Source organism: Streptomyces sp. NPDC003720, from assembly GCF_042875075.1.
GTDB lineage: Bacteria > Actinomycetota > Actinomycetes > Streptomycetales > Streptomycetaceae > Streptomyces.
The window spans coordinates 18,190-30,833 of sequence record NZ_JBIANZ010000009.1 but is presented as its reverse complement, the minus strand read 5'-3'; the positions used below and the strand labels follow the sequence as shown (position 1 = coordinate 30,833).

Genomic DNA, 12,644 nt, shown 5'->3' with positions numbered 1-12,644 from the left:
ACCTGACGCTCACTCACGGTAATGGTGATGCGTGTCACACGGCGAGAGGCGGGGAGGGCGATTCCGGTGAAATGTCGGGCGATCGTTCGGCCAGGCGGTCTCACTCCTCGTCGAGGCCGCGCTCGATGGCGTACCGCACCAGCTCGACCCGGTTGTGGAGCTGGAGTTTGCCGAGGGTGTTCTGAACGTGGTTCTGGACGGTGCGGTGGGAGATGACGAGGCGTTCGGCGATCTGCTTGTAGCTCAGGCCCTTGGCGACCAGCCGCAGCACCTCGGTCTCCCGCTCGGTCAGCCGGGGCGCCCCGGGTGAGTCGGCGTCCGGGGCGGGGGCGGGCTCGGCGGCCAGGCGCCGGTACTCGCCGAGGACCAGTCCGGCGAGGCCGGGCGTGAACACCGGGTCGCCGACGGCGGTACGGCGCACCGCGTCCAGCAGCTCCGCGGTGGAGGCCGACTTCAGCAGGTAGCCCGTCGCGCCGGACTTCACCGCCTCCAGCACGTCGGCGTGCTCGCCGCTGGCGGAGAGCACCAGGACGCGCAGCGCGGGGTTGTGGGCCACCAGTTCCTTGCACACCGTCACACCGGGCTTGGCGGGCAGGTTGAGGTCCAGCACGAGGACGTCCGGGGCCACGGCCTTGGCGCGGCGGACCGCCTGTTCGCCGTCGCCGGCGGTGGCGACCACCTCGAAGCCGGACTCGGCGAGGTCCCGGGCGACCGCGTCGCGCCACATGGGGTGGTCGTCGACCACCATGACCCTGATCGGACCCTCTGCCTGCGTCATCGCCGCTCCGCCTTCCCCCGCGCCCCAGCGGCGCCCTTCGGTACCTTCAACTCGACTTCCGTGCCCTGTCCGGGCACCGAGATCAGCTCGGCGCTGCCGCCGAGGTCGCGCAGCCGGCCGCGGATCGACTGGGCCACGCCCAGCCTGCCCTCGCCCTCGGCCTGGGCCAGCCGGCCCTCGGGGATGCCGGGGCCGTCGTCCCGCACGGTCACCACGATCTCGTCCGGCTCGTCCTCGACCAGGATCCAGGCACGGGCCTCGGCTCCGGCGTGCTCGCGCACGTTGTCCAGGGCCGCCCCGACCGCCGCCGCCAGCTCCCGCGCGGCCGGCCGCGGCAGTTCGACCGGGGCGCCGGGCTCGGCGAGGCTGGTCCGGGCGCCGGCGTGGGGGGCGAGCAGGGCGCGCAGGTCGACGGGTCCGTCCGGTGCGTCGTCGTACGGCTCGTCGACGGCGCGTACGACGGCCCCGGCCGCGGCGTCCTCGGAGACCCGGGACACCGGCAGCAGACCGCCGGAGACCAGCGTGCGCAGGGCCACCTCCTGCTCGCCGGCCAGCCGCCCCAGCTCCGCGGCCTCGCCGCCGATGACCGCGCCGCGCCGCTGCACCATCGCCAGGACCTGGAGCACGCCGTCGTGGATGTCCCGGGCCAGCCGCTCGCGTTCGCGGGTCGCCGCCTCGATCTCCAGGGCGCGGGCGAGGGTGCGCTCGGAGGCGCGGGCGACCTCCACGACGTAGCCGATGGCGATGGAGGCGACCCAGACCAGGATCACGTTGTGCACGGTGTCCCGGGCCGGGCTGCCGCGCTCCACCAGATTGGCGACCGCGACGGCCGTCGAGGCCGCGGCGGCCCAGCGCCAGCCGCCCTTGATGGCGAAGGCCAGCACCGCGCCTGCGGTCCATATCGACGGCAGGGTCGGTCCGCCGCCCGCGATCCGCTCGTGGCTGTCGGCGAGCGGGGTGAGCAGGATGCCGGTGAGCGCGACCGTCAGGTCGGCGGCCAGGAAGCCCCGGGTGCAGCTCGCCGCGTTCGCCACCCTGGGCAGGGTGGCGAGGGTCCACAGGACCAGGACGGCGTAGTAGCCGACGGCGACCCAGGGGCGTACGAAGTGGTCGTACGCGGTGGCGCACAGGCCGATGGCGTACAGCATCGACAGCACGCGGTAGCCGGTGAGCGCGCGCCACAGCGGCAGTTCGACCGACATCCTCATGACCCGCTCGCGCCTGGGCATGGCCCCGCCCCCCGATCCCCCGGTTCCCCGCTAGCTCCCGGTCTGCTTCTTCTCCGCCTTCTCGGCCTCCTTGGCCGCCTTCGCCGCTTCCGCGATCTGCCGCTTGGCGGCGGTCGCGTACATGTCGACGTACTCCTGGCCGGAGAGCTTCATGATCTCGTACATGACCTCGTCGGTCACCGCGCGCAGCACGAACCGGTCGTGCTCCATGCCGTGGTAGCGGCTGAAGTCCAGGGGCTTGCCGATGCGGATGCCCGGGCGCATCAGCTTGGGCATCACCTGGCCGGGCGGCTGGATCTTCTCGGTGTCGATCATCGCGACCGGGATCACCGGCGCGCCGGTGGCGAGCGCCACGCGCGCGAGGCCGCCGGGCTTGCCCCGGTACAGCCGGCCGTCGGGCGAGCGGGTGCCCTCGGGGTAGATCCCGAACAGCTCTCCGCGCTCCAGCACCTCTATCCCGCTCCTGATCGCCGCCTCGCCGGCGCCGCGCGCCCCGGAACGGTCCACCGGGAGCTGGCCGACGCCCTTGAAGAACGCCGCGGTGAGGCGGCCCTTGACGCCGGGGGTGGTGAAGTACTCGGCCTTCGCGATGAAGGTGACCTTGCGGTCGAGGACCGCGGGCAGGAAGAACGAGTCCGAGAACGAGAGGTGATTGCTCGCCAGGATGGCGGCGCCCTCGGGCGGAATGTTCTCCAGTCCCTCCACCCAGGGCCTGAAGGCGACCTTCAGCGGCCCTCCGATGGCGACCTTCATCGTGCCGTACAACACCCGCGTGCCTCCTGTTTCCGACGGTCAGACCATAACCCGGAGTGCCGCCAATGGGCCCGACGACCCTGGTCGGTGTCAGTGCGGTCGCGTACGGTGAACCACATCCGCCAGTTCTTCACGCCTTTCTCAGGAACAGGAGCCCGAAAGGTGCCGGTTCTTCCCGGAGCCGAGCCGTACCGCCACGAGGGCGGGGAGGTGGGTCTCCTCCTCTGTCACGGCTTCACCGGCTCGCCCCAGTCGCTGCGCCCCTGGGCGGAGCACCACGCGGCACACGGTCTGACCGTGTCGCTGCCGCTGCTGCCCGGGCACGGCACCCGCTGGGAGGACCTGCAGGTCACCGGCTGGCAGGACTGGTACGCGGAGGTGGACCGCGAGCTGCGGCTGCTGGCCGGCCGCTGCTCGCGGGTGTTCGTCGGCGGCCTCTCCATGGGCGCGGCGCTGGCGCTGCGGCTCGCCGCGAAGCACGGTGACGAGGTCGCGGGCGTGGTGGCCGTCAACCCGGTGAACCGGGTGCACGGGCTGTCGGCGCACGCTCTTCCGGTGGCCCGGCACGCGGTGCGCACGACGAGGGGCGTCACCGGTGACATCGCCAAGGAAGGCGTCACTGAGCTGGGTTACGACCGGGTTCCGCTGCACGCGGCGGCCTCCCTGCGGGGGTTCCTGCGCCGGCTGGACGGCGAGCTGCCCCAGGTGACCCAGCCGCTGCTGCTGCTGCGCGGCGCCCACGACCACGTGGTCCCGGCGGCCGACGCGGCGCGCGTGCTGAGCCGGGTGTCCTCCAGGGACGTCACCGAGATCGTGCTGGAACAGAGCCGCCATGTGGCGACGTTGGACTACGACGCGGACCGGATCTTCGAGGAGAGCCTCGCCTTCATCGGCCGGCTCGCACCCATGACCGGCAAGGAAGGGACGGCCGCAGTTGGCTGAGCACGACTCCGACCGCGGGGATCGCGAACCGGACGAGAAGGGGGTCCCCCTCGACGAGGAGGCCGCCTGGCAGGCGATCGTCGCGGGTTACGGCGCCGAGCCGCCGGACCCGCCGGGCGCCCGGCCCTACAAGCCGGTCGAGGATCTCGCGCTGCTCGAGAAGGAACCCGCCGGCGAGGACGCCGAGGAAAGCGAGCCGCGGCCCGACCGGCCGGTGGGCAGCTCGGTCTCGTTCGCGCCCGGGGTGGGGCCGCGCGACTACCGTGTGGCCGAGCCCTCCGACGACGACCTCGGCGAGGACGACGAGGGCCACTTCGTGCCGCCGGAGCCGCCTCCACTGCCGACCGCCGACACGACCGCCAGGTTCGCCTGGCTGGGGGTGGTCGGCGGACCGGTCCTGCTCCTGCTCGCCGTGCTGCTCGGCTGGGAGATGACCTGGTACCTGGCGACCCTGGGCATCGGCGGGTTCCTCGGCGGCTTCGTGACGCTGGTGGCGCGGATGCGGACGGACGAGGACGGGGACGACCCGGGGCGCGGGGCCGTGGTCTGACCGCCGGCCCGCGCTAGGCCGCCGGGATCCTGAGGGCGGCCAGAACCGGGAGGTGGTCCGTGGCCCTCCGCAGATCGGCCTCGCGCACGCCCGGCAGGCCGAGCGGCACCCCGCAGCCGAGGACCTCGACGCCCTCGGTGGCGAAGACGGCGTCGATGCGCTGGTGGGGGTCGGCGGCGGGGGAGGTGAACTCGCCGCCCCACGGGCTCACGGCCCGGCAGTCCCGCAGGGCGGCGGCGAGGCGGCGGAAGGTGCGGCCGTCGGGGCGCTCGTTGAGGTCGCCGCCCGCCACGGCATGCTCCACGCCCAGCGCGGCCAGGTGGTCGAGGAGCATCCCGCCCTGCTCGTACCGCTCGTCCTGGCGCAGGCTCAGATGGCAGCTCAGGACGCCCAGGCGGGCGTCGCCGAACCGGACGACGGCCGTGGCGAAACCCCGCCGGTGCAGACCCGGGGTGAGCGGCAGGAGCACGTCCTGCGTGCGCTCGACCGTGGCCCGCAGCGAGCACAGGATCGCCGGGCCCGCCGCCGTCGCGCCCCCGGTGAGGACGGTCAGGCCGGAGGCCGCCGCGAGCCGGGCCAGCTTCTTGCGCCAGCGGAAGAAGCGCGGGGCCTCCTGGACGAGGACCAGGTCGGGGGCGCAGGCGGTGATCACCCGGGCGAGCGCGTCGGTGTCGTCGCGCATCGAGCGGACGTTGTAGGCGAGGACCCGGATGACGGCGGAACCGTCCGGTTCGGTGCGGGAGTTGGGGAGCGTCGGGGTTGCCATGACGATCAACATACGACGATGCCCGCCGTCCGGGGACCGGACTCGGCGGGCACTGTCGTACGGGCTCGTCACATGATCGGGTCGGGCTCCCGGGCCAGGTCGGCGGCGCCGACCAGGCCCGCCTTGTTGCCGAGCTGGGCGGCGATCACATCGGCGACCGGGCGCCAGTTGCCGCCCACCAGCCACCGCTTGTAGGACTTGCGGATCGGGTCCAGGACCAGGTCGCCCTCGTCGGAGAGGCCGCCGCCGACGATGAACGCGGAGGGGTCGAAGAGGGAGGCGAGGTCGGCGAGACCGGCGCCGGCCCAGCGGGCCAGCTCGCGGTAGGAGTCGACGGCGACCGGGTCGCCCTGGCGGGCGGCCATGGAGATGTGCTTGCCCTCGATGCCGTCGGGGGTGCCGTCGCCCAGGGAGAGCAGCACCTCGGCGCGCTCCGGGGTGGCGTTGGCGCGCTGCTTGGCGTAGCGCACCAGGGCGCGGCCGGAGGCGTACTGCTCCCAGCAGCCCTGCGAGCCGCAGCCGCACAGCAGGCCGTCCGGCACCATCCGGATGTGGCCGAACTCGGCGGCCACGCCGAAGTGGCCGCGGCGCAGCTTGTTGCCGATGATGATGCCGCCGCCGAGGCCGGTGCCGAGCGTGATGCAGATGACGTTGCGGTGGCCCTTGCCGGCGCCGAACTTGTACTCGCCCCAGGCCGCCGCGTTGGCGTCGTTCTCGACCACGACGGGGAGGCCCACGCGGGCCTCGACCTTCTCCTTGAGCGGCTCGTTGCGCCAGTCGATGTTGGGCGCGAAGTAGACCGTCGAGCGCTGCCGGTTCACGTACCCGGCCGCACCGATGCCCACGCCGACGATCTCGTGCCCGGCACGCGCGCCCTCCACCGCCGAGGCGATGGCGTCCACGATGGCCTCGGGCGTGGTGGGGGTCGGCACCTTGAAGGTCGAGAGGATGTTGCCTTCCTCGTCGACCACGCCGGCCGCGATCTTGGTGCCGCCGATGTCGACGCCGATGGTGAGTCCCATGAATCCCTCAGTTCGGTCGAGCCCCGCTACGGCCAACCGTACCCGAGGCCCCGCCGTGGGAGGGCTTCAGTCCAGGTCGATGCGCTCCCCCGGACCGCCGTCCTCGTCCGGGCCGGGGCCGTCGGGCCACTCGTCCTTCGCGCCGGCCGAGCCGGAGGTCCAGCGGCGCTCCTGGTTCTGGACGGCCGACCGGTAGGCGGCGAGCAGCTCGTTGCCGGCGGCCGCGAGGTGGTCGAACACGTCCGGGTTGCGTTCGAGGACGGGCTCCACGGCGGCCTTCGCCTGCTGGACGACCTGGCGCACCGCCTGCTGGGCGGCGGGTCCGGCGAGGCCCCCGAGGAGAGGGGACTGCAGGCCGGACAGCTTGTCGGCCACGGTGTCCACGAGCCTGCGCAGTTCCTCGGCGGCGGAGCCGGGAGGCGGGCCCTGCTCGAAGCGGCGGCGGGCCTGCTCGGCGGCGAGGTCCTCGGCGCAGGCCGTGGACCAGGCGTCGGCGTCGGCCGCCCCTTCTTCGTGGACCTCCGCGGCGGGATCGGGTGCGGGACGCTCTTCGCTCATGGCGGACTCCTGACTACGGTTCGCCCCTACGACGTTACCCGAACGGCCTACCCGGTTCACCGGCCCGCGCCTGGCCACAGCCCGGGGTCGGGGGCGAACCGGACGCGCAGCTCGCCCTCGCGCAGCCCGGCGCCGGCGACGGTGCAGCGGCGCAGGGCGGAGGGCAGCGGAACGATCCGCCGGAAGGGGCCCGCGGTCACCACGAGTTCGTCGCCGCGGCGGATCAGGTCCAGGTCGTCCCGGACGGCTCCGGGCAGCGGGATGTGCCAGACCAGCACCCCGTCGGCGGCGAGGGCGTCGGCGACGGGCCACTCGACCGGGGCGGGCGCCGGGTTGACGCCGGGCACGGCGAGGGCGTCGAGGTCGTCGGCGCCGTGCGGGTCGCGGCCGAGGTGCGGGACGCGGTGGACGTCGTGCTCCGTCTGCCACTCCGCGAGTGTCTTGAGCTGCTGGGCGAGGAGTCCGGCGAGCCAGGTGTCGGGCACGGTGTCGGGCAGCACCCGGTTGGCGACCACGGACTCCAGGCGCAGGCCGCGCAGGGCGAGGCCGAGGCCGGCGGCGCGTACGGCGTCGGCGCCGGCCGGGCCCGGTTCGGCGACCAGGCGTACGGAGGTGTGCCGGTCGGTGAGCACCGCGTCCACGGCGGCCAGTTCCATGTCCCAGCGGGCCGCCGTCTCGTACAGCCACTCGGCGGGCATGGGCACGCCGGCCAGCCGGCCGAGGACCGGGCGCAGGGCGCGGGCCGCCTGCCGCTCGGGGGGCAGCAGCCGGCGCAGGTAGCGGCGCAGTTCCTCGGGGAGGGCGAGCAGGGGCAGGGCCTGCGGGAGCGGCGGCAGGTCGACGACGAGGAGGTCGTAGCGCTCGGAGAGGGCGGCGTCCCGCAGGGCCCGCAGGAAGGAGAGTTCCTGGGCGCCGGGCAGCGGGGTGACCTCCTCGGCGTCCAGCCGGGCGGCGCCGAGGAGGTTCAGGACGTTCGCGGCCCGGGACTGGAAGGCGGTGAGGTCCTGCCGGAACCGGTCGGCCGCGTCGGGCCGCCAGACGGTGAGGTTCTCGGCGGCCCCGGCGGGGGCCGGTCCCGTCCCGGTGCCCAGCGCCGCGCCGAGGGTGTCGGTGTGGTCGGCGCCGAGCAGCAGGGTGCGGGTGCCGGCGGCCGCGGCGCGCTGTGCGGTGGCGGCGGCGATGGTCGTACGGCCGCTGCCGCCCGGGCCCGTGATCAGGAGGGTGCGCATGAGGCTGAACGGTAACGGAGTGCGCGGGCTCCGGACGGGGTGACTACTTCTCCCCCGACTCCACGCGCTTCTTCAGACCCGCCAGGGCGCGGTCGATGATGACCTTCTCGGCCTTGCGCTTGATCATGCCGAGCATGGGGATCTTGACGTCCACCGTCAGCAGGTAGGTCACCTCGGTGGCGCCCGGTCCCGTCGGCTTGAGGATGTACGAGCCGTCGAGTGAGCGGAGCATCTGGGACTTGACCAGGGTCCAGGAGACCTCGTTCTCGCCGGTCCACGTGTAGGCCAGCGTCTGGTCGTCCTTGATGGCGCCGGCGTCCATGACGAGGCGGACCTGCTGGGCGCGGCCCCGTTCGTCGGCCGCCAGCACCTCGGCCTCCTTGACCTCGCCGGTCCAGTCCGGGTAGCGGGCGAAGTCGGCGATCACCGCCATGACGTCGGCCGGAGCCGCCTCGATCGTGATGCTCGAACTGGTGTGTTCCGCCATCGCCGTGGCTCCTCCAGATACGGACCGAAGAGACTCTTGCCGTGCGCGGGCCGCGCACGTGTGTGCAGCGTGAAGGCTACCGCGCCCCCGACCTGCCGCCTTCACCCCGTCCGCGTCGGCGTTCCGATCACCATTCCAGCGCCCACGGCCGGCCGGTGCCCGCGAAGTGCCCCACGTTCACGCACTCGGTCGCGCCGATCCGCATCCGGCGCACCAGCGGCTGGTGGACGTGCCCGAACAGGGCGAAGCGCGGCCTGGTGCGGCGGATGGCGTCCAGCAGCGCCCGGCTCCCCCGCTCGAAGCGGCGGGCGACCGTGTCGTAGACCAGTTCGGGCACCTCGGGCGGGATGTGGGTGCACAGCACGTCCACCTCGCCGACCGCCTCGATCTTCGCCGCGTACTCCTCGTCGTCGATCTCGTACGGCGTACGCATCGGCGTGCGCAGTCCGCCGCCGACGAAGCCGAAGGTCCGGCCGCCGATCTCCACCCGCTCGCCGTCCAGCACGGTGGTGCCGGGCCGGGCGTACTCCCGCCACAGGGGCGGCATGTCGACATTGCCGTAGGTGGCGTACGTCGGTGTGGGGAACGCGGCGAACAGCTCGGCGTACTGCTTGCGCACCGCGCGCTCGATCGCGGCGGCCCGGTCGGCGCCGATCCCGGACCACAGCCGGGCGCCGAAGGCCCGGGCCTCCTCGAACCGGCGGGCGGTGCGCAGTTCCACGATCCGGTCCGCGTTCTCCTCGCCGAACAGGTCGGGGAAGATCCCGCGCGAGTGGTCGGCGTAGTCGAGGAAGAGGACGAGGTCGCCCAGGCAGATCAGGGCGTCCGCACCCTCGCCGGCGCGGGCGAGATCGCGGGCGTTGCCGTGCACGTCGCTGACCACGTGGACCCGTGTCCTGCGGCCGCCGGTCGGTGTGGGTGCCATGGCGATCAAGCGTAGGCGGCGCGCGGCCCTTGTGAACAGTGCCGGTCCGGCCTGCGGTTACTCGCCGGTCGGTTGTGCCGTGGACTACTGTGCGCGAAGGAACGCCAACCTGTGTGACGCAGCGAACATCTCACCGGGACCCCCTGTCGTAGAAGCCATACCGGCGGGTAACGTCCGGGCCGTCCAGTCGTGCTCAGGATTTCAACATGTGAATCCGCATGTGATCTCCGGAGCACTCCCGAGCCTTGGACCGCACCGTCGCATCACACAGAGTCGTGGCGCCGGCGCCCTATGAGGAGCAGCAGTCTTGCGCGAGTTCAGCCTTCCGGCTTTGTACGAGGTCCCTGCCGACGGCAACCTGACCGACATCGTCCGCAGAAACGCCGCGCAGCATCCCGACGTCGCCGTCATCGCCCGCAAGGTGGGCGGCGTCTGGCAGGACGTGACGGCGACCCGGTTCCTCGCCGAGGTGCACACCGCCGCCAAGGGCCTCATCGCCGCCGGAGTGCAGCCGGGCGACCGGGTGGGGCTGATGTCCCGCACCCGGTACGAGTGGACGCTGATGGACTTCGCGATCTGGAGCGCGGGCGCGGTGACCGTGCCGGTGTACGAGACCAGTTCGCCGGAGCAGGTGCAGTGGATCCTGTCCGACTCGGGCGCGACCGCCTGTGTCGTGGAGCTGGACGGCCACGCCGAGGCCGTGGAGTCGGTGCGGGCCTCGCTGCCCGCGCTGAAGCACGTCTGGCAGATCGAGGCCGGCGGCCTGGAGGAACTGGCCCGGCTCGGCCAGGGCGTCGCGGACGCGACCGTGGAGGAGCGCAGCTCGCTCGCCCGGGCCGACGACCCGGCGACCATCGTCTACACCTCCGGCACGACGGGCCGCCCCAAGGGCTGTGTGCTCACCCACCGGAGCTTCTTCGCCGAGTGCGGCAACATCGTCGAGCGGCTGCGTCCGCTGTTCCGCACCGGCGAGTGCTCGGTGCTGCTCTTCCTGCCGCTCGCGCACGTCTTCGGCCGGCTGGTGCAGATCGCCCCGATGATGGCGCCGATCAAGCTGGGCTGCGTCCCGGACATCAAGAACCTCACCGACGAACTGGCCGCGTTCCGGCCGACCCTGGTCCTCGGCGTGCCCCGGGTCTTCGAGAAGGTCTACAACACGGCCCGCGCCAAGGCGCAGGCGGACGGCAAGGGCGCGATCTTCGACAAGGCGGCCGACACCGCGATCGCCTACAGCAAGGCGCTGGACGCCCCCTCGGGCCCGTCCCTCGGCCTGAAGATCAAGCACAAGGTCTTCGACCGGCTGGTCTACGGCAAGCTGCGCGCGGTCCTCGGCGGCCGCGGCGAGTACGCGATCTCCGGTGGCGCCCCGCTGGGCGAGCGGCTCGGCCACTTCTTCCGGGGCATCGGCTTCACGGTGCTGGAGGGCTACGGCCTGACCGAGTCCTGCGCGGCCACCGCGTTCAACCCCTGGGACCGGCAGAAGATCGGCACGGTCGGCCAGCCGCTGCCCGGCTCGGTGGTCCGGATAGCGGACGACGGCGAGGTGCTGCTGCACGGCGAGCACCTGTTCAAGGAGTACTGGAACAACCCGGGCGCGACCGCCGAGGCGCTGGCGGACGGCTGGTTCCACACCGGTGACATAGGCACCCTCGACGAGGACGGCTATCTGCGGATCACCGGCCGCAAGAAGGAGATCATCGTCACGGCGGGCGGCAAGAACGTGGCCCCGGCCGTGATAGAGGACCGCATCCGGGCGCACGCGCTGGTCGCCGAGTGCATGGTGGTGGGCGACGGGCGCCCGTTCGTCGGCGCGCTGGTGACCATCGACGAGGAGTTCCTGGGCCGCTGGGCGGAGGAGCACGGCAAGCCGGCCGGCTGCACCGCGGCGTCGCTGCGCGAGGACCCGGAACTGCGGGCGGCGATCCAGGCGGCGATCGACGACGGCAACGCCGCGGTGTCGAAGGCCGAGTCGGTGCGCAAGTTCCGCATCCTGCCGGCGCAGTTCACCGAGGAGTCGGGCCACCTCACCCCGTCGCTGAAGCTGAAGCGGAACGTGGTGGCGAAGGACTACGCGAACGAGATCGAGGCGATCTACGCCAAGTAGGCCGCCCGCCGAGAACGCGTCACGGCGCGGGTCCCCGACGGGGATCCGCGCCGTCGTGCGTCGCCGGGCGTCCCCGTGCGTACGCCGTGCGTCGCCGTGCGTGTGCCGCGGGCGCGCCTAGAGCAGGGCCCTGAGCTTCTCCGCCAGCAGGTCCCAGCGCCACTTCTCCTCGACCCACTGGCGGCCGCGCTCGCCCATCCGGCGGCGCAGCCCCGCGTCGCCGAGCAAAGCGGTGATCCGCTCGGCCGCCTCGGCGGGCTCGCCGCCCCGGACGACCCAGCCGGTCTCGCCGTCCAGCACCGCGTCCGGCGCGCCGCCCGAGTCGCCGGCGACGACCGGCAGCCCGGTGGCGGAGGCCTCCAGGTAGACGATGCCGAGCCCCTCCACGTCCAGTCCGCCGCGCCGGGTGCGGCACGGCATGGCGAAGACGTCGCCCGCGCCGTAGTGCGCGGGCAGCTCGGCCCAGGGCACGGCGCCGGTGAAGCGGACCGAGGCCTCCACGCCGGTCTCCCGGGCCAGCCGCCGCAGGTCCCGCTCGTAGGGCCCGCCGCCGACGATCAGCAGCACGGCGTCCGGCTCGGCGGCCAGGATCCGGGGCATGGCCTGGATGAGGGTGTCCTGGCCCTTGCGCGGCACCAGCCGCGAGACGCACACCACCACCGGCCGCTCGGTGAGCCCGAGCCGCGCCCGCACCTCGTCGCCGCCCGAGTCCGGGTGGAAGGTCTTCTCGTCGACCCCGGGCGGAAGCTGCGTCATGCGCGCGGCCGCGTCCTCGGTGAGGGCGGTGGCGATCCGGGAGCGGGTGTACTCGCCGAGGTAGGTGAGGGTGTCCGTGGACTCGCCGATCCGGCGCAGCAGTCGCCGGGCCGCGGGCAGCTGCGCCCAGCCGGCCTCGTGCCCGTGGGTGGTCGCCACCAGCCGCTCGGCGCCCGCCTTCCGCAGGGCCGGGGCCATCAGACCGAGCGGCGCCGCCGCCCCGAACCACACCGAGGTGCAGCCGTGCTCCCGCAGCAGCCCGGCGGCCCGCCGGGTGGCCGCGGGCGTCGGCAGCAGCATGGTCGTACGGGCGCGTACGACGGTGAAAGGCTGCTCCTCGTCGAAGGCGGCCGTGGCCCGGGCGCCCTCCTCGCCGCGCTTCCAGGTGGAGGCGTGGACGACGAGCCGCTCGGGGTCCAGCCGGAGGGCCATGTTGTGCAGGAAGGCCTGGATGCCGCCCGGCCGGGGCGGGAAGTCGTTGGTCACGATGAGGGTCTTGTGCATCGCCGCCGACCCTACCGCGCGCCCGCGGCCCGCTGGGGAAT

13 protein-coding genes are annotated in these 12,644 nt (G+C 73.4%); 3 read left to right on the top strand and 10 right to left on the bottom strand.

Going from position 1 to position 12,644, the window contains the following annotated elements:
- Positions 1-100: 100 nt before the first annotated feature.
- Genes ACFYU0_RS24485 through ACFYU0_RS24475 form a run of 3 tightly spaced genes read right to left on the bottom strand, consistent with a single transcriptional unit; the run spans position 101 to position 2,772 of the window.
- Positions 101-778 carry a response regulator transcription factor gene (locus ACFYU0_RS24485; protein ID WP_351672723.1) on the bottom strand — a complete coding sequence of 226 codons (678 nt, stop codon included), beginning with the start codon at positions 776-778 and terminating at the stop codon, positions 101-103.
- Positions 775-2,007, bottom strand: a complete 1,233-nt coding sequence (gene macS, locus ACFYU0_RS24480) for a MacS family sensor histidine kinase (protein ID WP_351672721.1) — start codon at positions 2,005-2,007, stop codon at positions 775-777. Before macS ends, ACFYU0_RS24485 begins: the two co-directional genes overlap by 4 nt.
- Before the next feature lie 30 nt (positions 2,008-2,037).
- A complete protein-coding gene (locus tag ACFYU0_RS24475) occupies positions 2,038-2,772 on the bottom strand; it encodes a lysophospholipid acyltransferase family protein (RefSeq protein ID WP_351672771.1) in 735 nt (244 codons plus the stop codon).
- 150 nt (positions 2,773-2,922) lie between these two features.
- Here ACFYU0_RS24475 and ACFYU0_RS24470 point away from each other — a divergent pair, with 150 nt between their 5' ends.
- Both ACFYU0_RS24470 and ACFYU0_RS24465 read left to right on the top strand, forming a co-directional pair.
- The gene (locus tag ACFYU0_RS24470; RefSeq protein ID WP_389304172.1) at positions 2,923-3,702 is read left to right on the top strand and encodes an alpha/beta hydrolase; all 780 of its coding nucleotides are present in this window, start codon (positions 2,923-2,925) and stop codon (positions 3,700-3,702) included.
- On the top strand, positions 3,695-4,252 hold the full coding sequence (locus ACFYU0_RS24465; RefSeq protein WP_351672717.1) for a hypothetical protein: 558 nt from the start codon (positions 3,695-3,697) through the stop codon (positions 4,250-4,252). The genes ACFYU0_RS24470 and ACFYU0_RS24465 overlap by 8 nt, the downstream gene beginning before the upstream one ends.
- Positions 4,253-4,265: 13 nt before the next feature.
- On the opposite strand, the gene ACFYU0_RS24460 is transcribed toward ACFYU0_RS24465, so the two are convergent.
- From ACFYU0_RS24460 to ACFYU0_RS24435, 6 genes are all read right to left on the bottom strand, one after another.
- Positions 4,266-5,018 carry an endonuclease/exonuclease/phosphatase family protein gene (locus ACFYU0_RS24460; protein WP_389304170.1) on the bottom strand — a complete coding sequence of 251 codons (753 nt, stop codon included), beginning with the start codon at positions 5,016-5,018 and terminating at the stop codon, positions 4,266-4,268.
- A gap of 68 nt (positions 5,019-5,086) precedes the next feature.
- The gene (locus ACFYU0_RS24455) at positions 5,087-6,040 is read right to left on the bottom strand and encodes an ROK family glucokinase (RefSeq protein WP_351672713.1); all 954 of its coding nucleotides are present in this window, start codon (positions 6,038-6,040) and stop codon (positions 5,087-5,089) included.
- A 66-nt stretch (positions 6,041-6,106) separates the two neighbouring features.
- Positions 6,107-6,598, bottom strand: coding sequence for a DUF5304 domain-containing protein (locus tag ACFYU0_RS24450; RefSeq protein WP_351672711.1), 492 nt, complete (start codon positions 6,596-6,598; stop codon positions 6,107-6,109).
- A 56-nt stretch (positions 6,599-6,654) separates the two neighbouring features.
- Positions 6,655-7,827 carry an ArsA-related P-loop ATPase gene (locus ACFYU0_RS24445; RefSeq protein WP_389304168.1) on the bottom strand — a complete coding sequence of 391 codons (1,173 nt, stop codon included), beginning with the start codon at positions 7,825-7,827 and terminating at the stop codon, positions 6,655-6,657.
- 43 nt (positions 7,828-7,870) lie between these two features.
- Positions 7,871-8,314, bottom strand: a complete 444-nt coding sequence (locus tag ACFYU0_RS24440) for an SRPBCC family protein (protein WP_351672707.1) — start codon at positions 8,312-8,314, stop codon at positions 7,871-7,873.
- 127 nt (positions 8,315-8,441) lie between these two features.
- Complete coding sequence (locus ACFYU0_RS24435; protein ID WP_351672705.1) at positions 8,442-9,239, bottom strand: metallophosphoesterase; 798 nt, start codon at positions 9,237-9,239, stop codon at positions 8,442-8,444.
- A gap of 307 nt (positions 9,240-9,546) precedes the next feature.
- Here ACFYU0_RS24435 and ACFYU0_RS24430 point away from each other — a divergent pair, with 307 nt between their 5' ends.
- Positions 9,547-11,343, top strand: a complete 1,797-nt coding sequence (locus ACFYU0_RS24430; protein ID WP_389304166.1) for an AMP-dependent synthetase/ligase — start codon at positions 9,547-9,549, stop codon at positions 11,341-11,343.
- A gap of 117 nt (positions 11,344-11,460) precedes the next feature.
- On the opposite strand, the gene ACFYU0_RS24425 is transcribed toward ACFYU0_RS24430, so the two are convergent.
- Positions 11,461-12,603: a glycosyltransferase family 4 protein gene (locus ACFYU0_RS24425; RefSeq protein WP_389304164.1), complete on the bottom strand. Its 1,143-nt coding sequence runs from the start codon at positions 12,601-12,603 to the stop codon at positions 11,461-11,463.
- Between the last annotated feature and the right edge of the window lie 41 nt (positions 12,604-12,644).